At 73.4% G+C, this 19,013-nt stretch carries 15 protein-coding genes; 7 read left to right on the top strand and 8 right to left on the bottom strand.

Features of this window, described 5'->3' with window-relative positions:
- Nucleotides 1-147: 147 nt before the first annotated feature.
- A complete protein-coding gene (locus tag OG472_RS07710; protein ID WP_405941200.1) occupies nt 148-3,084 on the bottom strand; it encodes an FAD-binding and (Fe-S)-binding domain-containing protein in 2,937 nt (978 codons plus the stop codon).
- 40 nt (nt 3,085-3,124) lie between these two features.
- Nucleotides 3,125-3,577, bottom strand: coding sequence for a MarR family transcriptional regulator (locus OG472_RS07705; protein WP_327417870.1), 453 nt, complete (start codon nt 3,575-3,577; stop codon nt 3,125-3,127).
- A gap of 132 nt (nt 3,578-3,709) precedes the next feature.
- Between OG472_RS07705 and OG472_RS07700 the strand changes: the two genes are divergently transcribed.
- From OG472_RS07700 to OG472_RS07690, 3 genes are all read left to right on the top strand, one after another.
- Entirely contained in the window at nt 3,710-5,572 is a 1,863-nt protein-coding gene (locus tag OG472_RS07700) for an ABC transporter ATP-binding protein (RefSeq protein ID WP_401603999.1), read from the top strand.
- A 63-nt stretch (nt 5,573-5,635) separates the two neighbouring features.
- Nucleotides 5,636-6,499 (top strand): endolytic transglycosylase MltG, encoded by an 864-nt coding sequence (gene mltG / locus OG472_RS07695; protein WP_405941199.1) that lies wholly within the window; start codon nt 5,636-5,638, stop codon nt 6,497-6,499.
- 69 nt (nt 6,500-6,568) lie between these two features.
- Complete coding sequence (locus tag OG472_RS07690) at nt 6,569-7,495, top strand: hypothetical protein (protein ID WP_405941198.1); 927 nt, start codon at nt 6,569-6,571, stop codon at nt 7,493-7,495.
- 15 nt (nt 7,496-7,510) lie between these two features.
- On the opposite strand, the gene OG472_RS07685 is transcribed toward OG472_RS07690, so the two are convergent.
- The 5 genes from OG472_RS07685 to OG472_RS07665 all read right to left on the bottom strand — a co-directional run bounded on the left by OG472_RS07685 (nt 7,511) and on the right by OG472_RS07665 (nt 12,148).
- Nucleotides 7,511-8,605, bottom strand: a complete 1,095-nt coding sequence (locus OG472_RS07685) for an FAD-dependent oxidoreductase (RefSeq protein ID WP_405941197.1) — start codon at nt 8,603-8,605, stop codon at nt 7,511-7,513.
- An 85-nt stretch (nt 8,606-8,690) separates the two neighbouring features.
- On the bottom strand, nt 8,691-10,067 hold the full coding sequence (locus tag OG472_RS07680; RefSeq protein WP_405941196.1) for a cytochrome P450: 1,377 nt from the start codon (nt 10,065-10,067) through the stop codon (nt 8,691-8,693).
- 94 nt (nt 10,068-10,161) lie between these two features.
- Nucleotides 10,162-10,839 carry an HAD family hydrolase gene (locus tag OG472_RS07675; protein ID WP_405941195.1) on the bottom strand — a complete coding sequence of 226 codons (678 nt, stop codon included), beginning with the start codon at nt 10,837-10,839 and terminating at the stop codon, nt 10,162-10,164.
- 45 nt (nt 10,840-10,884) lie between these two features.
- Nucleotides 10,885-11,364: an Lrp/AsnC family transcriptional regulator gene (locus tag OG472_RS07670; protein ID WP_364853331.1), complete on the bottom strand. Its 480-nt coding sequence runs from the start codon at nt 11,362-11,364 to the stop codon at nt 10,885-10,887.
- 25 nt (nt 11,365-11,389) lie between these two features.
- Nucleotides 11,390-12,148 carry a YoaK family protein gene (locus tag OG472_RS07665; RefSeq protein WP_401603982.1) on the bottom strand — a complete coding sequence of 253 codons (759 nt, stop codon included), beginning with the start codon at nt 12,146-12,148 and terminating at the stop codon, nt 11,390-11,392.
- A gap of 70 nt (nt 12,149-12,218) precedes the next feature.
- On the opposite strand from OG472_RS07665, the gene OG472_RS07660 reads away from it, so the two are divergent.
- From OG472_RS07660 to OG472_RS07645, 4 genes are all read left to right on the top strand, one after another.
- On the top strand, nt 12,219-12,812 hold the full coding sequence (locus OG472_RS07660; RefSeq protein ID WP_401603979.1) for a histidine phosphatase family protein: 594 nt from the start codon (nt 12,219-12,221) through the stop codon (nt 12,810-12,812).
- A gap of 50 nt (nt 12,813-12,862) precedes the next feature.
- Nucleotides 12,863-14,371 (top strand): APC family permease, encoded by a 1,509-nt coding sequence (locus tag OG472_RS07655; RefSeq protein WP_401603976.1) that lies wholly within the window; start codon nt 12,863-12,865, stop codon nt 14,369-14,371.
- Between the two features lie 9 nt (nt 14,372-14,380).
- Nucleotides 14,381-14,809, top strand: a complete 429-nt coding sequence (locus tag OG472_RS07650) for a universal stress protein (RefSeq protein ID WP_401603974.1) — start codon at nt 14,381-14,383, stop codon at nt 14,807-14,809.
- 296 nt (nt 14,810-15,105) lie between these two features.
- Complete coding sequence (locus OG472_RS07645) at nt 15,106-16,608, top strand: FUSC family protein (RefSeq protein ID WP_401604541.1); 1,503 nt, start codon at nt 15,106-15,108, stop codon at nt 16,606-16,608.
- On the opposite strand, the gene OG472_RS07640 is transcribed toward OG472_RS07645, so the two are convergent.
- A complete protein-coding gene (locus tag OG472_RS07640; protein ID WP_405943150.1) occupies nt 16,598-18,946 on the bottom strand; it encodes a HelD family protein in 2,349 nt (782 codons plus the stop codon). The genes OG472_RS07645 and OG472_RS07640 overlap by 11 nt on opposite strands.
- Nucleotides 18,947-19,013: the final 67 nt, after the last annotated feature.

Genomic DNA, 19,013 nt, shown 5'->3' with positions numbered 1-19,013 from the left:
TGGTCGAGTGGTCCAAACCGTGCAAGGTTCGCCTTCCGGACCGGTCCCGGGCAATCGATTTTCCGTCGGCGAAGCACTTCCGCCACGAGGTCTGCGGAGCCGGTGGACGGCTGCGTGCCTGTTCAGCGGGGTCGCGCACACCGGCGCTCACGGGCGGGTGGCGTGCTCCAGTTCGATCAGCGCCGAGTAGTAGCTTCGCCCGGTCGCCCGGTCCATGCCCACCTCACACATCCGGTTCGCCGACAGGTGCGCGTCGAAGGCCCGCGCCGTCACCTCCACCGCCTCGCGCGCCGTGGCCGAGGCAGTCAGCTCCGGGTGCAGCATGCCCCGGTCGCCCGCGAAGGCGCAGCAGCCCGCGTCGTCCGGGACCACCACCTCCTCGGCGCAGGCCCCGGCCACCGCCCGCAGTTGCGCCTCGTCGCCCAAGTGCCGCATCGAGCAAGTGGGATGGAGCACGGCCGAGCCCACCCTGCGCCGCACCTCCAGGTGCGGAAGCAGTTCCTCCGCTGCCCACACGACCGAGTCGACGATCCGCAGCTCCGCGTGCAGCGCCCGGTTGTCCTCCGTCAGGTACGGGACCACCTCGTGCGCGATGCCCAGGGTGCACGAGGAGGCGTCGACGACGAGCGGCAGCCGCCCGCCGGCCGTCCAGCCCCAGGCCGCCCCGACGATCCGGTTGGCCATCTCCCGGGTGCCGGCGTCGTAGCCCTTGGAGTGCCAGATGGTCGCGCAGCAGGTGCCCTTCACGTCCCGGGGGATCCAGACCGGCTTGCCGGCGCGTTGCGACACGGCCACCACGGCCTCCGGCAGGGAGGGGCCGGGGCGGCCCTCGGGTCCTGCGAAGATCCGGTTGACGCAGGCCGGGTAGTACACCGCCGAGGCGCCCACCCGCCGGGTCGCGGGCAGGCTCCGCGCGGCCGCGCCGGGGATCTGCGGCAGCCACTCCGGCAGCAGGTCCGGTCGTACGGCCTTGCGCGCGGCCCCCGTGACCGCCTCGAGCAGCCGGTCCCCGACCCGACGCGTGACGTGGTCCGCCGCGGCCACCGTCAGCCGGGCAGCGGCCTCGACGGTCCGGAACCGCCGGGCGGCCAGCGCGGCGGCGGCCTCCTCGCGCGCGCCGTGCCGGCGGTGGCGGAAGTCCCTCATCAGCGCCCCGGTGTCGATGCCGACCGGGCAGGCCAGCCGGCAGGTGGAGTCGCCCGCGCAGGTGTCCACAGCGTCGTAGCCGTAGGCGCCGAGCAGCCCGTCCAGCACGGGGGAGCCGGGCTGCTGGCGCATCATCTCGCGGCGCAGCACGATCCGCTGGCGCGGAGTGGTCGTCAGGTCCTTGCTGGGGCAGGTCGGTTCGCAGAAGCCGCACTCGATGCAGGGGTCGGCGACCGCCTCCACCTGCGGAATGGTCTTCAGGCCGCGCAGATGGGCCCGGGGGTCGCGGTCGAGGAGGATGCGCGGGGCGAGCACCCCGTCCGGGTCGACGACCCGCTTGGTGCGCCACATCAGCCCGGCCGCCTCGGGACCCCATTCCAGTTCGAGGAAGGGGGCCATGTTGCGGCCGGTGGAGTGCTCGGCTTTCAGGGAGCCGTCGAAGCGCTCCACGGTGAGCCGGCAGAAGGCGTCCATGAAGGCCCCGTACCGCTCGACGTCGGCCGGGTCCGCGGCGTCGAAGGCGAGCAGGAAGTGCAGGTTGCCGTGGGCGGCGTGCCCGGCGACGGCCGCGTCGAAGCCGTGCCGCGCCTGGAGTTCGAGGAGCGCCGCGCAGGCTTCGGCCAGCCGGGAGGGCGGTACCGCGAAGTCCTCGGTGATCAGGGTCGTGCCGGGGGCGCGGGCTCCGCCGACGGCGGTGACGAAGGCCTTGCGGGCCGTCCAGTAGCCGCCCACGGTCTTCGGGTCGCTGGTGAAGGTGTTGGTGACCGAGGCCACCGGGGCGATCAGGTCGAGTCCGTCGAGGGCCCGAGCGGCCCGGCGCGCGCAGGCGTCCCGGCCGGCCGCGTCGGGGGCCCGGAACTCCACGAGCAGGGCGGTCGTCTCCCGGGGCAGGTCCGCCCAGTCGGCGGGAACGCCCGCGACGCTGACCGAGGCGCGCAGGGTGTTGCCGTCCATCAGTTCCACGGCGATGGCGCCCGCCTCGTTGAAGACGGGCACGGCCGCGGCCGCCGCGGGCAGCGAGGGGAAGAACAGCAGGGCCGAGCAGACCTCGCGGTCGAGGGGGAGGGTGTCGAAGACGACCTCGGAGATGAAGCCGAGGGTGCCCTCCGAGCCGACCATCAGGCCCCGCAGGATCTCGACGGGGGTGTTGCCGTCGAGATAGGCGTCGAGGCGGTAGCCGGTGGTGTTCTTGATCTCGTACTTGGCGCGGATCCGGGCGACCAGCGCGGGGTCGGCCTCGATCTCCTTCTTGATCTCCATCAGCCCCCGGCACAGGGCCGGTTCGGCACGCGCCAGCTCCTCGTCGGCCAGCGGGTCGGCGGTGTCCACGACGGTGCCGCCGGGCAGGACGAAGGTGAGGGAGGAGAGCGTGCGGTACGAGTTCCGCGTGGTGCCCGCGGTCATGCCGGAGGCGTTGTTGGCGACGACCCCGCCGAGGGTGCAGGCGAGGGCGCTGGCCGGGTCGGGACCGAGGATCCGGCCGTACCGGGCGAGGGCGGCATTGGCCCGCATCACGGTGGTGCCGGGCCGGATCCGGGCCCGCCGGCCCTCCTCCAGCACCTCGATCCCGGCCCAGTGGCGGCGTACGTCGACCAGGATGTCCTCGCCCTGGGCCTGGCCGTTGAGCGAGGTCCCGGCAGCGCGGAAGACGACCTCGCGCTGGCGGCCGTGGGCGTACGAGAGCACCGCGGAGACGTCGTCGATGTCCTCGGCGATCACGACGACCTGGGGCACGAACCGGTAGGGGGAGGCGTCGGAGGCGTAGCGGACCAGGTCGGACACCTTCCACAGCACCTTCTCGGCGCCGAGCAGCTCGGTCAGCTCGCCGCGCAGCGGCTCCGGGGTGCCGGCGGCCCGGTGCACGGGGAGCCGGTCGGGCGAGGGGCCGCGGATGCTGCGCGGGCGCAGGGCCCCCGGCTTCGGTTCCAGCAGCGGCATGTGCGACCCCTCGCCTCATGGCGGCCCACGTGTGGCCTACTCAGCAGGTCCGCTCCGCCGGGGCGTCCGACAGGGCGTTCAGCAGGCCGCCGAGCACCTCGCGCTGGTCGGCGGTCAATGGAGCCAGGATCTCCTCTGCCGCGTCCGTTCGCGCGTTGCGCAGACGGCGCAGCGTGGCGCGGCCGGTGTCGGTGAGCTCGATCCGGATGACGCGCCGGTTGGCGGGGTCGGGCGCGCGGCGCACGCACTCGGCCGCCTCCAGGCCGTCGACGAGGGTGGTCACGGCGCGCGGGACGACTTCCAGGCGCGCGGCGAGGTCCGCCATCCGGGGCGGCTGCTCGCCCTCGTAGTGCGAGACGAGGCGCAGCAGCCGACTCTGGGCGGGAGTGATCCCGAGCGGCACCATGTGGCGCTTCTGGATCCGGTGGAGCCTGCGCGTCAGGCGCAGGAGCTGTTCGGCGAGGAGGCGGTCGCTGTCGGAGGCGGAGCTCATGCGGGAACAATATCAGGATGCCGTTCATTGTGAGCATAGGTAACAATGACCTATGCTCCAATGGCCCCGACCTTGCCGAAGGGGACTCCGCGAAGACCTCGACCCTGACTCCTGACCCCCGAGAGGGTGCCCATGCCTCACGACGAACCGAAGTGGATCCCATCGAAAGACCCCCTCGACCCCGCCCGCCCCGCCCCGGCGGAGCAGCCGCGGGAGCTGCGCCGCATCGTGGCGCTCTTCCGGCCCTACCGCGGCCGGCTCGCCGTCGTCGGCCTGCTCGTCGGCGCCTCCTCGCTGGTCGGCGTCGCCTCGCCGTTCCTGCTCCGGGAGATCCTCGACGTCGCGATCCCGCAGGGCCGCACCGGGCTGCTCAGCCTGCTCGCGCTCGGCATGATCCTCACCGCCGTCGTCACCAGCGTCTTCGGCGTGCTCCAGACGCTGATCTCCACCACCGTCGGCCAGCGCGTCATGCACGACCTGCGCACCGCCGTCTACGCGCAGCTCCAGCGGATGCCGCTGGCCTTCTTCACCCGCACCCGCACCGGTGAGGTGCAGTCCCGCATCGCCAATGACATCGGCGGCATGCAGGCCACCGTCACCTCCACCGCGACCTCGCTCGTCTCGAACCTGACGGCCGTCATCGCCTCCGTCGTCGCGATGCTCGCGCTCGACTGGCGGCTCACCCTCGTCTCGCTGCTCCTGCTCCCCGTCTTCGTGTGGATCAGCCGCCGGGTCGGCCGCGAGCGCAAGAGGATCACCACGAAGCGGCAGAAGCAGATGGCCGCCATGGCCGCGACCGTCACCGAGTCGCTCTCGGTGAGCGGCATCCTGCTGGGCCGCACCATGGGCCGCTCCGAGTCGCTGACCTCCGCCTTCGCCGAGGAGTCCGAGAAGCTCGTCGGACTCGAAGTGCGGTCGAGCATGGCCGGCCGCTGGCGGATGTCCACGATCGGCATCGTCATGGCCGCCATGCCCGCGCTGATCTACTGGGCCGCGGGCCTGGCCCTCCAGACGGGCGCCCCCTCGCTCTCCGTCGGCACCCTCGTCGCCTTCGTCACCCTCCAGCAGGGCCTGTTCCGGCCCGCTGTGAGCCTGCTGTCGACCGGGGTGCAGATACAGACCTCGCTCGCCCTGTTCGCCCGCATCTTCGAGTACCTCGACCTGCCGGTGGACATCACCGAGCGCCCCGACCCGGTGCGCCTCGACCGGGCCAAGGGCGAGGTCGCGCTGGAGGACGTGCACTTCACGTACGACGCCAAGAGCGGACCGACCCTCACGGGGATCGACATCACGGTCCCGGCCGGCGGCTCCCTCGCCGTGGTCGGCCCGACCGGCTCCGGCAAGAGCACGCTCAGCTACCTGGTGCCCCGGCTCTACGACGTGACCGGCGGACGGGTCGCCCTCGACGGGGTGGACGTGCGCGATCTCGACTTCGACTCGCTGGCCCGTTCCATCGGCGTGGTCTCCCAGGAGACCTACCTCTTCCACGCATCGGTCGCCGACAACCTGCGCTTCGCCAAGCCGGACGCCACCGACGAGGAGATCACCGAGGCGGCCCGCGCGGCGCAGATCCACGAGCACATCGCGTCCCTGCCCGACGGGTACGACACCCTGGTCGGCGAGCGCGGATACCGGTTCTCCGGAGGCGAGAAGCAGCGGCTGGCCATCGCCCGCACCATCCTGCGGGACCCACCGGTGCTGATCCTCGACGAGGCGACCAGCGCCCTGGACACCCGTACCGAGCACGCCGTCCAGCAGGCCATCGACAACCTCTCGGCCGGCCGGACCACCATCACCATCGCGCACCGGCTCTCCACCGTCCGCGACGCCGACCAGATCGTGGTGCTGGACGCGGGCCGCATCGCCGAGCGCGGTACCCACGAGGAGCTGCTGAAGGCCGACGGCCGGTACGCGGCACTGGTCCGCCGGGACCGGGACGCCGCGCTGGCGCCCGAGCCGCCCGAGGAAGCCCAGCTGGCTCCGGTGAATGTGTGACCGTATGACCGACGCACGGGTTGGATGTCGAAAAAGTGATGGTTTGCGGGTTAGTTTTCCCGCATGAGTCATGAGTACCGGCCGCCGCGGCGCCGATCCCGGCTCACCCGCAGGGGCCGACTGGCGCTCTTCCTCGGCATGCTGCTCGCCATCGGTGCGGCAGTCCTGATCCCGATGCTGCGGGGTGGGGAAGAGCCGGAGAAGCCGCGCCAGTTGGTGATTCCCGAGGGCTGGCGCGCGTCGCAGGTGTACGCCGCGGTCGAGCGCGAACTGAAGCTCCCGCCCGGATCTGCGAAGTCGGCGGTGACCACCGCCGGACTGGCGCTGCCCGCGGAGGCCAAGGGCAACCCGGAGGGGTACCTCTTCCCGGCGACGTACCCGCTGACCTCGAAGAGCACGCCGGCCGCGCTCCTCGCGTACATGGTGCGCACGGCGAACGAGAAGCTCGCCACCAAGGCGGTGGCCGACGGCGCCAGGGCCCACGGGATGACCCCGTACCAGACGGCCACGATGGCCAGCGTCATCGAGGCGGAGGCCGAGACCCGCGCCGACATGGGCAAGGTCGCCCGCGTGGTGCACAACCGGCTGGCGAAGTCGATGCCGCTGCAGATGGACTCCACCATCAACTACGCGCTGAACCGCAGCACCGTGGACACCAAGCTGAGCGAGACCCGCATCGACAGCCCCTTCAACACCTACGAACGCCAGGGCCTGCCGCCCACCCCGATCGACAGCCCGGGGCTGGAGGCCATGGCGGCCGCGGTCGCGCCGACGCCCGGCGACTGGCTGTTCTTCGTCACCGTGAAGCCCGGGGACACCCGCTTCTCGGCCACGTACGACGAGCACAAGAAGCACGTGGCCGAGTTCAACCGGATCCGTGCCCACGCGGGCTCCCCCGCAGGTCAGGGGGGCGCCACCGGGAAATGAGGGGCACCGGACCCGGGGTCGGCCCTACGATCGGCCGCTTGGCGGACGCGTGCACCGAGGGGGCGAGCCGTGAAGTGGCCATGGAAAGCGACAGCGAGGGCGAAAGCCGAGGCCGAGGCGGGGGTGGCGGAGCCGGAGAGCGGGTCCCCCGACGAGGCTCCGGAACCCCCTCCGCCGGCGGACGCGGCCTCTGCGGCCGCCGCGGCTGCCGAGCGGGCGGCGCACAGGCGGGTGGCCGAACGGTGGGGTTGCAGCGGGGCGGAGTGGCACCAGTGGCTGGCCCGTTCCCCCGCCGGGGCCGACCTGCTCCACTGGTGGTCCGACGAGGCCGACCTGACCGCTCTGGTCGGCGAGCACCGGTACGTGGAACGACTGGCCGAGTTGCTCTCGCAGGCGGCGCCGCGCGACGTCGCGGCGATGGGGCTCGGCTGCAGCCGGGACGTCGAGCGGTCCTGTCGCTTCGCCGAGACCTGCAGTCTGGATCCCGTCGTGCCGCCGGGCGGAAAGATCGCCGGCCACCGGAACGGAGCCGTGCCCGGGGCGTGCACCAGCTTCATCGACTGCTGGTCCCGGCACGAGATCGACGTGACCTTCACCGCCGGCGACCGCCACCGCTCGGTGCTCCTGTTCCGCGGCGGTCCGAGCGAGGCGCGGCTGTGGGTGGACGGAGTGCGCGTGGGGGAGGACGAGCTGCTGGACAAGGGCGGCCACTGGGTGGAGGAACGCTTCTTCGTCATCCAGGTGGAGGGCCCGGAGGATCATCCTCGGCAGGGGCTCGGCCACATCGGCGCCCAGCTCCACGCCATCGTCTCGCTCCTGGTCCACGACGCGGAGCGGCACACCACCCGCGTCTTCGTCCCGGACCACACCGAGCACTGGACCGACCCCGTCCTGCGTGTGCGCAACGGCACGGGCTACGTGTACGCGACCCCGGAGGCCGACGCGGCGGACACCCCGGACCGGGAGTTCCCCGTCGATCCCGCCCCGGCCGGCTGAGGCCCGGCGGCCGGGTCAGGCCGCGGGCGAGCCGACCGGTTCGCGGGTCAGCAGCCTGCGGATCTCGCGCACCGCGGCGCCGCCCGCGCGGTTGGCGCCGATCGTCGACGCCGACGGGCCGTAGCCGACCAGGTGGATCCGCTCGTCGCGCACGGCCCTGGTGCCCTCGACCCGGATGCCGCCGCCCCGCTCGCGCAGGTGCAGCGGGGCCAGGTGGTCGACGGCCGCGCGGAATCCGGTGGCCCACAGGATGACGTCCGCGTCCACGCGGCTCCCGTCCGCCCAGGCGGCGCCCGTGGCGGTGATCCGGTCGAAGACGGGCCGGCGGTCCAGGACCCCCGAGGCCAGACCGGCCCGGACGGCCTCGTTCAGCGGGAGCCCCGTCACGCTGACCACGCTCTGCGGCGGCAGCCCCCGGCGGACCCGCTCGTCCACCAGGGCCACTGCGGCCCGGCCCTCGGCCTCCCCGAAGCCGCCGTCGCGGAAGACCGGGGGCCGCCGGGTCACCCAGGTGGTCTCCGCCGCCACCCCGGCGATCTCCAGCAGGTGCTGCACCGCCGACGTGCCGCCCCCCACGACGATCACCCGAGCCCCGGCGAACTCCTGCGGGCCGGGGTAGTTCGCGGTGTGGAGCTGGCGGCCGCGGAAGGTCTCCTGGCCCGGGTAGCGCGGCCAGAACGGCCGGTCCCAGGTTCCGGTGGCGTTGATCAGCGCCCGGGCCGACCAGACGCCCGCCGAGGTCTCGACGCGCAGCCGGCCGTCGTCCCCCTCGCGCACGGCCGAGACGTCCACGGGACGCCGTACGCGCAGGTCGAAGTGGTCCTCGTAGGAGGCGAAGTACTCCCCGATCACCTCGGACGAGGGGCGCAGCGGGTCGGCGCCGGTCAGCTCCATGCCCGGCAGGGCGTGCATCCCGTGGACCCTGCCGTAGGTGAGCGAGGGCCAGCGGTACTGCCAGGCCCCGCCCGGTCGAGGCGCGTGGTCCAGGACCACGTGGCCGAGCCCCGCCCGCGCCAGGTGGTAGGCGCTGGACAGGCCCGCCTGCCCGGCGCCGACGACCACCACGTCCACCACGTCCGCCGTGTCCACGCCCCGCGTCACATTGTTCACGGTTCTACTAACTGGCGGGGGTCGCGGGATCTTCCCCGCCGGCCGGGCCTGCAGAGCCAGCAGCCGCGCGCGGTGCCCGCGCCCGTCAGACTCCGCCCGGGCCGGCGCCGGTTCGGCGCAGCGTCGCCAGGACCGGTCCGACCGGCTGCAGGGTGAGGCCCGGGAACACCCCGGCCCGCCCGCTCCCACTGTCCAGGTGGAACCGCTGCCCCAGCACGGCCAGGACGAGCGCGGCCTCCACCAGCGCGAACCGCGCACCCAGGCAGGCCCGCGGGCCCCCTCCGAAGGGAAACCAGGCGTGTTCGGGCGCCGGATGGGAGGCGTCCGCATCCCACCGCTCGGGGCGGAACGCCTCCGGGTCCGGGAACCACCGCTCGTCCCGGTGCATCGACCAGGGGCTGGTCCACACCGCCGTCCCCGCCGGCACCGCCCGCCCGCCGATGCTCGCGCCCTCCGTCGCCACCGCCGAGATCAGCCAGATCGGCGGATAGATCCGCAGCGCCTCCTTGACCACCTGCCGGGTCCACGGCAGCCGCGCGTAGTCGTCGTACGTCGGCAGGCGCCCGCCGAGGACCCGGTCCAGCTCCTCCGTCAGCCGGGCCCGCGCGTCGGGGGCGCCCGACAGCAGCTGCCAGGCCCAGGTCAAGGTGGTCGAAGTGGTCTCGTGGCCGCCGATGTAGAGGGTGATCGACTCGTCCCGCAGCTCCTTGCGGGAGAGCGGGCCACCGTCCTCGTCGCGGGCCGCGAGCAGCCGGCTCAGCAGGTCGTCCCGCTCCGCGCCGGCCGCCGAGGCCGTCTCGTGCTCCCGTATGACGTGCTCGATCTCCCGGTCGAGGACCGCCACCGCCTCCCGCATCCGGCGCCGCCCCGGAGTGCGCACCCACGGCGGCAGGAACAGCGTCAGCCCCCGGAACTCCGCCCCCAGCTCCCGCTGCGCCGTGGCCATCGCCGCGCTGATGGGAGCCTCCCGGCCGGCCGCGTCGCTCCCGAACAGGGTGCGCACCGCGATCCGCTGGGTGAGCCCGGCCATCTCCCGGTGCACGTCGATCCGTTCGCCCTCCCCCCAGCCGCCGGCCAGCGCGTCCGCGCACTCCACCATCGTGGCGGCGTACGAGCGCACCTGGCGCGGCCGCACGGCGGGCTGGACCAGTGCCCGCTTGCGCCGCCAGTCGTCCCCGGTGGCGACGACCACCCCGTCGCCCAGCAACTGGTGGAAGGCCCAGCCCAGTTCCATCGGCTTGAAAGTGGACTCGACGGCGCCGAGCAGTTCACCGGCGTGCTCGGGCCGGGAGACCAGCACGTTGCGCTGCGGGCCGAGGGCCCAGGGCACCCAGTCGCCGTAGTCGTCGCGCAGGGACTCGAAGAAGGCCAGGGGATCGCGGGCGAAGGCGGGCAGGTTGCCGAGCAGGGGCCACCGGCGGGGTCCGCCGTTCCGGGTGCCCGGGGGCAGGGTCGCGGTCACGCAGGCATGGTGACAGCAGCCCCCGCAGGGCACCAGAGTCCGGACCGCGCCGTTCGCGCGCCACCCTCACCGCCCCCGCCGGGCTGTCAGGTCGTCAGGCCGTCCGGCGCGCCGTCAGCCAGTCGTGCGCCGCGTCCGCGGTGAACTCCGCCTGCCCGCCCGGGAAGAGGAGTCCGGCCGTGGCGAAGCCCGGGTCGTCCGCGATGTCCGCCGCGTACGGGATCACCATGCAGCCCATCCCCGCGGCGTGGGCGGCCTGCGCCCCCGGCGCCGCGTCCTCGACGACCACGCAGTCGGCGGGCCGCGCGCCCAGCCGGCGGGCCGCCTCCAGGAACACGTCCGGAGCGGGCTTGCCGTGCGCGACCTCCTCGGCGGAGACAACCGTGGTCAGCACCGCGTCCAGCCCGGTGCCCGCCAGGACGGCGTCGATCGCCTCGCGCGAGGAACCGGAGGCGACCGCCATCGGCACTCCTTCGGCGTACAGCCGCTCGACGAATTTCCGCATCTGCGGGAACACCTCGGTCCGGGTGCGGGCCAGGTCCAGGTAGGCCGCGTTCTGCTCGGCGAGCAGCTGCTCGACCGGCGCCCGGATTCCGTACCGGTCCTTGAGGATCTCCAGCGTCTCCAGGGTGCCGATGCCGATGAAACGGGAGTGCTGTTCCCACGTGAAATCGGGGACTCCGTGCCGCTCCAAGGTGCGGCGCCCGGATTCGTAGTAGTTCGGCTCGCTGTCCACGAGGGTGCCGTCGAGATCGAATATGACGGAGATCATCCGCTGCGCCCGTCCTGCCGGTTGTGTCCTGTATCGGCAATCCTGTCATGTCTTGCGGGCGTTCCTCCCCACGGATTCGACCAGCGGCAGCAAGCGGTGCGGGACCCGCTCGCGCAGGGCCACCTCCGTCCGCGTGCGGACCACACCGGGGAGCTGGATCAGCCGCTGGATCACGTCCTCCAGATGTCCGTTGTCGCGGGCCGCCACACGGGTCAGCAGGTCCCCGCCGCCGGTGATCGAGAAGGCCTCGATGATCTCCGGCACGGCGGCCAGCGCGTCACCCACGTCGTCCAGATGCCCCTGGGTGACCTCGATGTGGACGAAGGCCAGCACCGGGTGGCCCAGCGCGGCGGGGGAGAGCACCGGCCCGGTCCCCGTGATCACGCCCGTGCGCTCCAGCCGGTCCAGCCGCGCCTGCAGGGTCCCGCGCGCGACGCCGAGGATCCGGGCGTACTCGCGGACGCTGGTGCGCGGCTGCTCGATCAGCAGACGCAGGATTCGGGTGTCGAGCTCGTCCACCGCCATGCCGCGACTGTACCAATGGCCCAGTTCAACACGATCGTTCCCGGCCGGGAGCAGGCCCGGTGTGCAGCGGGGGCTGCCCCCGGTAGGCCAGGCCCACCACCAGCACCGCGGCGGCGGTCGGCAGCAGGAGCCAGCCCACCGTGCAACCGGCCCGGATCAGCAGCGCCCCGAGGACCCCGCCGGCGAACATGGCGAGGACGGACAGACCGCGCAGTTTCCAGCCGGCCGTCCCGTATCCGTAGATGGCGTCGCGCCCCATGGCGGAGCCGCCGAGGAAGGCGGTCATGGACCGGGTGACCAGCGTCGTCGGCACGCCCGGCACGTTCGCCCGCATGATCGTGGTGTTGCGCATGCCCATCGCCAGCGCCAGGACCGCCATCACCGCCAGGTGCCGCGGGGTCGGCGATCCGTACCGCGGCACCAGCCCCCAGGCGGCGGCCGCGGCGGCCAGAATCAGTCCGGCTTCGACGATGAGGCCCATGACGAACCAGCGCCGACCGTGGGCCTCCGACACGGCCTCCAGGTGGGAGCCGCAGACCACCCCGAGGACGAACGCGGCCAGCGAGATCCCGGCGGGCAGCGTCGGCAGGTTGCCGGCCTGTGCGGCACCGAAGGCCAGGAACAGCACGTTGCCGGTCTGCATCGCGGTGAAGGCGGGACCGAGCGCGAGCAGGCTCACCGCCTCGACCACGCCGGTCACCGCGGTCAGGGCGACCATCAGCGCCGGCATGTGCGGCGGGAGCTGCGAACCGGCCGTCCGCGAGGCCTTCCGCTTCTCGTCCATGACGCCCGACAGTGACACGCCCGCCCGGATCCCCCGGCGCCGACATGCCGGAAGGCATAGGGTCCGAGGGGTGAGCGACCTGTTGCTGGTGAGGCACGGAGAGACATCCTGGAGCGCCGACGGGCGGCACACCGGCCGCACCGACGTCCCGCTGAACGCGCGCGGGGTCGAGGAGGCCATCTCGCTGGCCCCCTACTTCCAGGACCGGCACCCGGCCCTGGTGCTGACGAGCCCGCTGCACCGGGCCGTCGCCACGGCCGAACTCGCCGGACTCACCGGCGGGGTCACCGACCCCGACCTGTACGAGTGGGACTACGGCGGCTACGAGGGCATCACCACCGAGGAGATCCGGCGGACCACCCCGGACTGGTCCCTGTGGACCGACGGCGTCCCGCCCGGCGCCCCGGCACACCCCGGCGAGAGCGCCGCCCAGGTGGGCGCCCGCGCGGACCGCGCCCTCGCCCGGGTCGCCCCCGTGCTCCGCGGGGACGGCGGCAACGCGGTGCTCGTCGCCCACGGCCACTTCCTGCGCGTCCTCACCGCCCGCTACCTGGGCCTGGAGCCCGCGGACGGCCGGCTGTTCCTGCTGCGCACCGGCACCGTCAGCGTGCTCTCCACGGAACACGGGCTCCCGGTGATCGCGGGCTGGAACATCCGCCCCTGACCGGCCCGTCCCGCCTCGCGCTCCGGTGCCGGGTGCGTGACCATTCGTACATGGGTCAGGACCGTACGGATGTCGGACACGAGCCGGGCAACGGGGAAGACACGCTCAAGGCCAACGCGATCGGCTTCCTCGACGCACTCGTCATCGGCCTGAACTCCACCTCGCCCGCCTACTCCCTGGCCGCCGTCCTCGGGCCGATCGTGGCGCTGGTCGGGATCTACGCGCCCGGCGTGATGCTCGCCTCCTTCGTCCCGATGCTGCTCATCGCCGCCGCCTTCTACTACCTGAACAAGGTGGACCAGGACTGCGGGACGACCTTCTCCTGGGTCACCCGGGCCATGGGCCCCTGGGCGGGCTGGCTCGGCGGCTGGGCGATCGCCATGACGGGCGTACTGGTCATCGGCTCGCTCGCGGACGTCGCCGTCAACTTCGGCCTGCTCGCCTTCGGCCTCGACGACTGGGCCGCCAACGCCTGGATCCGGCAGTCCCTCACCGTCGCCGTGATCCTCGCCATGACCGCCATCTGCGTGATCGGCACCGAGCTCTCGGCCCACCTCCAGGACATCCTCATCCTCGCCCAGGTCTTCTTCCTGCTCGCCTTCGCGGTCGTCGCCATCTACCGGATCTACGCCGGCACCAGCACCCTCGAGGAGATCGAGCCCTCGCTCACCTGGCTCAACCCCTTCGGCGCCGGCGGCGCCGCCCTCACCGGCGGACTGCTGCTCGGCGTGTTCATGTACTGGGGCTGGGAGTCCGCGGTCAACCTCACCGAGGAGGTCGAGAACTCGGCCACCGCGCCCGGCAAGGCCGGAATCTGGTCGACGGTCATCCTCCTGGTCACCTACCTGTCGGTGTGCTTCGCGGTCGTCGGCTACGCGGGCACCACCTTCCTCGCCGAGAACGCGGGCGAGGAGGAGGCCATCTTCGCCGTGCTCGCCCACGAGGTCATGGGCGGCTGGGACTGGATGGTGCTCCTCGCCGTCTGCACCTCCGCGCTCGCCTCCACCCAGACCACGATCATCCCGGCCTCCCGCACCGCCCTCTCCATGGCCCGCCGGCACGCGCTGCCGCACCCGCTCGCGCACATCCACCACCGCTTCCGGACCCCCGACGTGAGCACCTGGTGGGTGGCCGGCATCGCCATCGGCTGGTACCTCGTCGTCAACCAGATCAGCGAGAACGCCCTCCTCGACTCGCTCACCGCGCTCTCCCTGCTGATCGCCTTCTACTACGCGCTCACCGGCCTGGCCTGCGCCATCTACTACCGCCGCCACCTGCGCGAGAGCGTGCACAACCTCGTGCTCATCGGGATCGGCCCGGTGATCGGCGCCGGCCTGCTGTTCTGGCTGCTGGTGGAGTCGATCGGCGACATGTCCGACCCGGAGAACTCGGCGAGCGGCGTCTCCTGGTTCGGGCTCGGCCCGCCGCTGGTCATCGGGATCGCCATCGCCGTCGTCGGCGTGCTCGTCATGTGCTTCTGGCGGGTACGGGACGGCAGGTTCTGGCAGGAGCGGCGGGGCGTGGTCGACCCGGCCCTCGTCCGCTCCGGGAAGCGTTGAGGAGTCCCGATGTCCGTGGTTCTCGGATACGACGAGTCGCCCGGTGCCGAACGGGCCCTGCACGTGGCGCTGGAGGTGGCCACCGCCTTCGGCGAGCCGCTCGTCCTCGTCTACGGCGCGGCCGCCCCGGGCGCCACCGGCGAGGAGTCCCGCGCCCACCGCGAGGCCGTCCGCCAGGCGGGCCGCACCGCACTCGCCCACGCCGTCGAGCAGGCCGACGCCGCCGGAGTGCCCTCCACGGTCGAGGTGGTCGACGAGAAGCCGGCCCAGGCCCTGCTGGACGCCGCCCAACGCCACCACGCCCGCGTCATCATCGTCGGCAGCTGGGGCGACAGCCCGATCCGCGGCGCCCTGCTCGGCTCCACCCCGCACAAGCTCCTGTACCTGTCACCGGTGCCCGTCCTGTGCGTGCCGACGGAGGGCGGCCCGGCGCAGTGACCGCGGGCCGCTCCCCGCTGCGCGGAAAACCGGTCCGTTGGTCTTCTCGTGGCCGATCATCCCCGCCGGTAACCATGCCAATGGTCCAGTGTTCAGGGGCTCGCTTGAGCCATTGCCGCTGCGGATGCTTATCTGTGGCGTATCCATGTACTTACGGCGCCGCGCAGCGCCGGACGGCAACGAGGCCGGTTCCGGAGCGCGGCGCCTTCGCCGTGCCCGTCCACCGCCCACCACCCCCGGGCGGCGCCGGGCCGGCGCGCACCACACGAGGGGGGCGGCACACCGCCGTGAAGAGGATGTTCGTGGCTCCGGATCCGGGGCGTCTGAGACTCAGGAACGCGGCCCGCGCGGTGATCGGCGTCGCCGCCGCCGTCGCCCTCGCCGAACTGTGCGGTCTCTCCCTGAGTGCCTCCATCACCGGGGGACTGGCTGCGCTCCTCGCCCTCTTCACCGTCACCGACGCGACCGTGCGCCGCCAGGCCGTCACCACCGCCCTGCTGCCGGCCGCCGGATTCCCGGTCCTCGCCCTCGCCACCGCCCTGCACGGGCTGACCCCCGCCCGCGACGCGGCCTTCGTCCTCGTCGTCTTCTGCGGGGTCTACGCCCGCCGCTGGGGCCCGCGCGGACACGCGCTCGGGATCTTCGCGTTCATGAACTTCTTCATCACGCAGTTCCTGCACGCCGTCCCCGCCCAGCTCCCGGAGCTGTTCGCCGCCGTGGGCCTGGCCCTGGTCGCCGCCGGCGCCGTACGGTTCCTGCTCTGGCCCATCGAGCGGCGCACCCCGCCGCCCGCCGCCCCCGCGCCGCTGCCCGGACGCGGCCTGGCCCGGCCCACCACCCGCCAGGCCTTCCAGGCCACCGCCGCCTGCGCCGTCGCCCTCGGCATCGGCCAGGCGCTCTCCGAGGACCGCTGGTACTGGGCCGTCGGCACCGCCTGGTGGATCTTCGTCAACACCGCCTCGCGCGGCGAGACGCTGGTCCGGGGCTTCCGCCGGGTGCTCGGCACCGTCATCGGCGTGGCCGCGGGCGTGCTGATCGCCATCCCGCTGAACGGCGCGCCCGCACCCACCGCCGTCCTGGTCGCCGGCTGCGTCTTCGCGATCTTCTACACGGCCGCGGTCTCCTACAGCTGGATGATCCTGGCCGTCACGCTCATGGCGGGACTGCTCTACGGCCTGCTCGGCGTGCTGGACCCCGGCCTGCTCGTGCTGCGCCTGGAGGAGACGGCCGTCGGCGCGGTGTGCGCCGCGCTGGCCGTGGTGCTCGTACTGCCGGTCACCACCCACGCCACGAACGACGCCTGGATCCAGCGCGCCCTGCACTGCGTGCACGCGGCCACCGCCCAGGCCGCCGCCCGCCTCGCCGGCTCCGAGACGGCCGATCCGGCGCCCCACGCCGCCGAACTGGAGACGCTGCTGGCCCGGGTCCGGATGGCGCTCGCGCCGCTGGTCCACCCGCTCAGCCCGTTCCGTGCGCGCAAGGCCCGCGCCGGTCAGGTCATCGCGCTGCTGGACGACTGCGCCCGCGAGGTGCGCGGGCTGGTGGCCGTGGCCGCCGACCCGGACGCGAGCCACGACGCCCGCCTCGCCGCCGCCTGCTGGCGCGTCGAGGCGGCGGTGGAGACGCTGACCGCCGAGGAGCGGGGCGCGAACCGGCCCGGCACGGCGCGCGAGGCGGTGGCGCACACCGCCGGCTCCGAACCCGCGCTGGCCCACCTCCAGGGCCTGGAGCGGGCGCTGGTCGAGCTCGCCGCCCCGCTGGGCACCGACCCGCGGGCGCCGTTCGTCGTCAGCGCCTGACCAGCCCCTGCGCGGACTCCGCCAGGCCGGCCGGCAGCCGGCCGGCGGAGTGCACCACCCCCAGGGCCTGGGTGGCCCGGGTCAGCGCCACGTACAGGTCGCTCGGCTGGAAGTCGGCCGGCTCCACCACGATCACCGTGTCGAACTCCAGCCCCTTGGCCTGGCGCGGATCCAGCAGCACGACCTCCCGGGTCAGATCCGGCTCCGCGCCCTCCCGCACCCCCGGCAGGACGGCGGCCAGCGCCGCGTGCCGCGTCCGCGGCGCGATCACCGCGAGCCGCCCCTGCGCCGGCCGTTCCCGCGCCACGGCCTCCGCCACCGCGTGCGCCGGGTCCCCGGCCTCGCGCACCCACGGCCGCACGCCGGTCGCCCGTACCGAGCGCGGCGGTTCGAAGCCGGGATCGCGCTCCCGCAGCACGGCCGCCGCCACCTCCATGATCTCGGCCGGCGTGCGGTAGTTCACCCCGAGCCGGACCAGCTCCCAGCGCTCGCCCACGTACGGGCCGAGGATCCGCTCCCAGGAGCCGCAGCCCGCCTCGTCGGCGGTCTGCGCGGGATCGCCGACCAGCGTCATCGACCGGGTGGGGCAGCGCCGCATCAGCAGCCGCCACGCCATCTCCGACAGCTCCTGCGCCTCGTCCACGATCACGTGCCCGAAGGCCCAGGTGCGGTCTGCCGCGGCCCGCTCGGCGGCGCTGCGGTGGTCGGCCTCCTCCTGGCGCTCGGCCATCCGCTCGGCGTCGATGATGTCGTGGGCCGCGAGGAACTCGTTCTCCTCGTCCTCGAACTCGTACGACTGCGAGCCCGCGGACAGGTCCAGCACCCCCTGCGCGTACGCGATGCGCTTCTGCCGCTCCCGTTCCTCGGCGGCGCGCCGGGCGCTGTCGTCCTCGCCGAGCAGCTCGGCCGCCTCGTCCAGGAGCGGCACGTCGGCCGGCGTCCACTGCGGCCGCGCCGAGGGCGCGCGCCGGATCAGCCCGGCCTCGTGCGCGGACAGGTGCGTGGGGTCCGCCAGGAAGTCGGCGACCAGCTGCTCGGGGGTGAGGGAGGGCCACAGCGAGTCGATCGCCGCGTGCACGGCGGGGCTCATCGCGATCTCCTTGCCGAGCTGGGCGACGTCGTCCGAGCCGAGCAGGTTCGGCCCGCCGTACGGATCGGCGCCCAGCCGGTCGGCGAGCTGCGCGGTGAGCGCGTCGATGATCCGGAAGGCGAAGGCGGGGCGCGCCTGGTTGTGCGGCAGCCCCGTGGCCCGGGCCCGGTCCCGGGCCTCGTACGCCATCGTGCGGTCCAGCAGCAGGGTCCCGTAGTCGTCGTGGTCGATCTCCAGCGCGGGCTCGGGGACCGTGTCGTACTCCTCCCCGGTGTCCGCCGGCACGGTCTCCGGCAGGCCCTGCCGGTCCGCCACGACCCGGGCGAGGACCTCCGCCATCACGGCCCGGCCTTTCACCGCGGCGGCCCCGGGGCGGTCGGCGCCGGTGGCGTGCACGCCGGGGAAGAGCTCGCCGGGGGTGGCGAGCAGGACGCCCGTCTCGCCGAGCGCCGGGAGCACCTCGCCGATGTAGCCGAGGAAGGCCGGTCCCGGCCCGACGATCAGCACCCCGCGCTTGGCGAGCAGTTCCCGGTGGGCGTACAGGAGGTACGCGGCGCGGTGCAGCGCGACCGCGGTCTTCCCGGTGCCGGGACCGCCCTCCACGACCAGCACCCCGTGGTGCGGGGAGCGGATGATCCGGTCCTGCTCGGCCTGGATGGTGCGCACGATGTCGTGCATGCGGCCGGTGCGGGCGGCGTCGAGCGCGGCGAGCAGCACGGCGTCCGCGTCGGCGCCCTCGTGCCCGGTGCGCTCCGCGTCGGTCAGGTCGAGGATCTCGTCGTGCAGGGCGGTGACCTCGCGCCCCCGGCTGCTGATGTGCCGCCGTCGGCGCAGCCCCATGGGGGTGTGCCCGGTGGCGAGGTAGAACGGCCGGGCCACCTCCGCGCGCCAGTCCAGGACCAGCGGGGTGCGTTCCGCGTCGTCCGCGCGGATTCCGATCCGGCCGATGTGGTGGTCACGGCCGTCGGAGAACTCCAGACGGCCGAAACAGAGGCCGTTCTCGCCCGCATTCAGCGCGGAAAGCAGACCGGACTGCTCGGCGACCATGACATCGCGCTCCAGGCGTGCCTGAAACCCGCTCCCGACGTCGCGCAATGCCCCTTGGACCGCATGTTCGGCCTGGTCGCGCAGGTCGTCGAGGCGCCGATAGAGACCGGTGACGAATTGCTGCTCTTTACGGAATTCCTCGGTTGACAATTGCACTCCCACCGCGATACAGTGTCCTCGTAAGGTTCCTCGTGGCTTCATTTTGCGTGAAGTCACGAACCAGCAAATATACTCCCTCGTATCCCTCGGCAGCGAATTCGGCCGGGGG

It is taken from the genome of Streptomyces sp. NBC_00207 (assembly GCF_045160965.1).
In the GTDB taxonomy this organism is placed as follows: Bacteria; Actinomycetota; Actinomycetes; order Streptomycetales; family Streptomycetaceae; genus Streptomyces.
This window is presented reverse-complemented; position numbering and strand designations above follow the sequence as displayed.

What these genes read in the sequence shown, in the direction of transcription:
- OG472_RS07645 (WP_401604541.1), top strand. Translation starts at nt 15,106, where the DNA reads ATGTTCGTGGCTCCGGATCCGGGGCGTCTGAGACTCAGGAACGCGGCC.
- OG472_RS07640 (WP_405943150.1), bottom strand. Translation starts at nt 18,946, where the DNA reads ATGAAGCCACGAGGAACCTTACGAGGACACTGTATCGCGGTGGGAGTG.
- OG472_RS07665 (WP_401603982.1), bottom strand. Translation starts at nt 12,148, where the DNA reads ATGGACGAGAAGCGGAAGGCCTCGCGGACGGCCGGTTCGCAGCTCCCG.
- OG472_RS07670 (WP_364853331.1), bottom strand. Translation starts at nt 11,364, where the DNA reads ATGGCGGTGGACGAGCTCGACACCCGAATCCTGCGTCTGCTGATCGAG.
- OG472_RS07655 (WP_401603976.1), top strand. Translation starts at nt 12,863, where the DNA reads ATGGGTCAGGACCGTACGGATGTCGGACACGAGCCGGGCAACGGGGAA.
- mltG (WP_405941199.1), top strand. Translation starts at nt 5,636, where the DNA reads ATGAGTCATGAGTACCGGCCGCCGCGGCGCCGATCCCGGCTCACCCGC.
- OG472_RS07675 (WP_405941195.1), bottom strand. Translation starts at nt 10,839, where the DNA reads ATGATCTCCGTCATATTCGATCTCGACGGCACCCTCGTGGACAGCGAG.
- OG472_RS07710 (WP_405941200.1), bottom strand. Translation starts at nt 3,084, where the DNA reads ATGCCGCTGCTGGAACCGAAGCCGGGGGCCCTGCGCCCGCGCAGCATC.
- OG472_RS07650 (WP_401603974.1), top strand. Translation starts at nt 14,381, where the DNA reads ATGTCCGTGGTTCTCGGATACGACGAGTCGCCCGGTGCCGAACGGGCC.
- OG472_RS07700 (WP_401603999.1), top strand. Translation starts at nt 3,710, where the DNA reads ATGCCTCACGACGAACCGAAGTGGATCCCATCGAAAGACCCCCTCGAC.
- OG472_RS07705 (WP_327417870.1), bottom strand. Translation starts at nt 3,577, where the DNA reads ATGAGCTCCGCCTCCGACAGCGACCGCCTCCTCGCCGAACAGCTCCTG.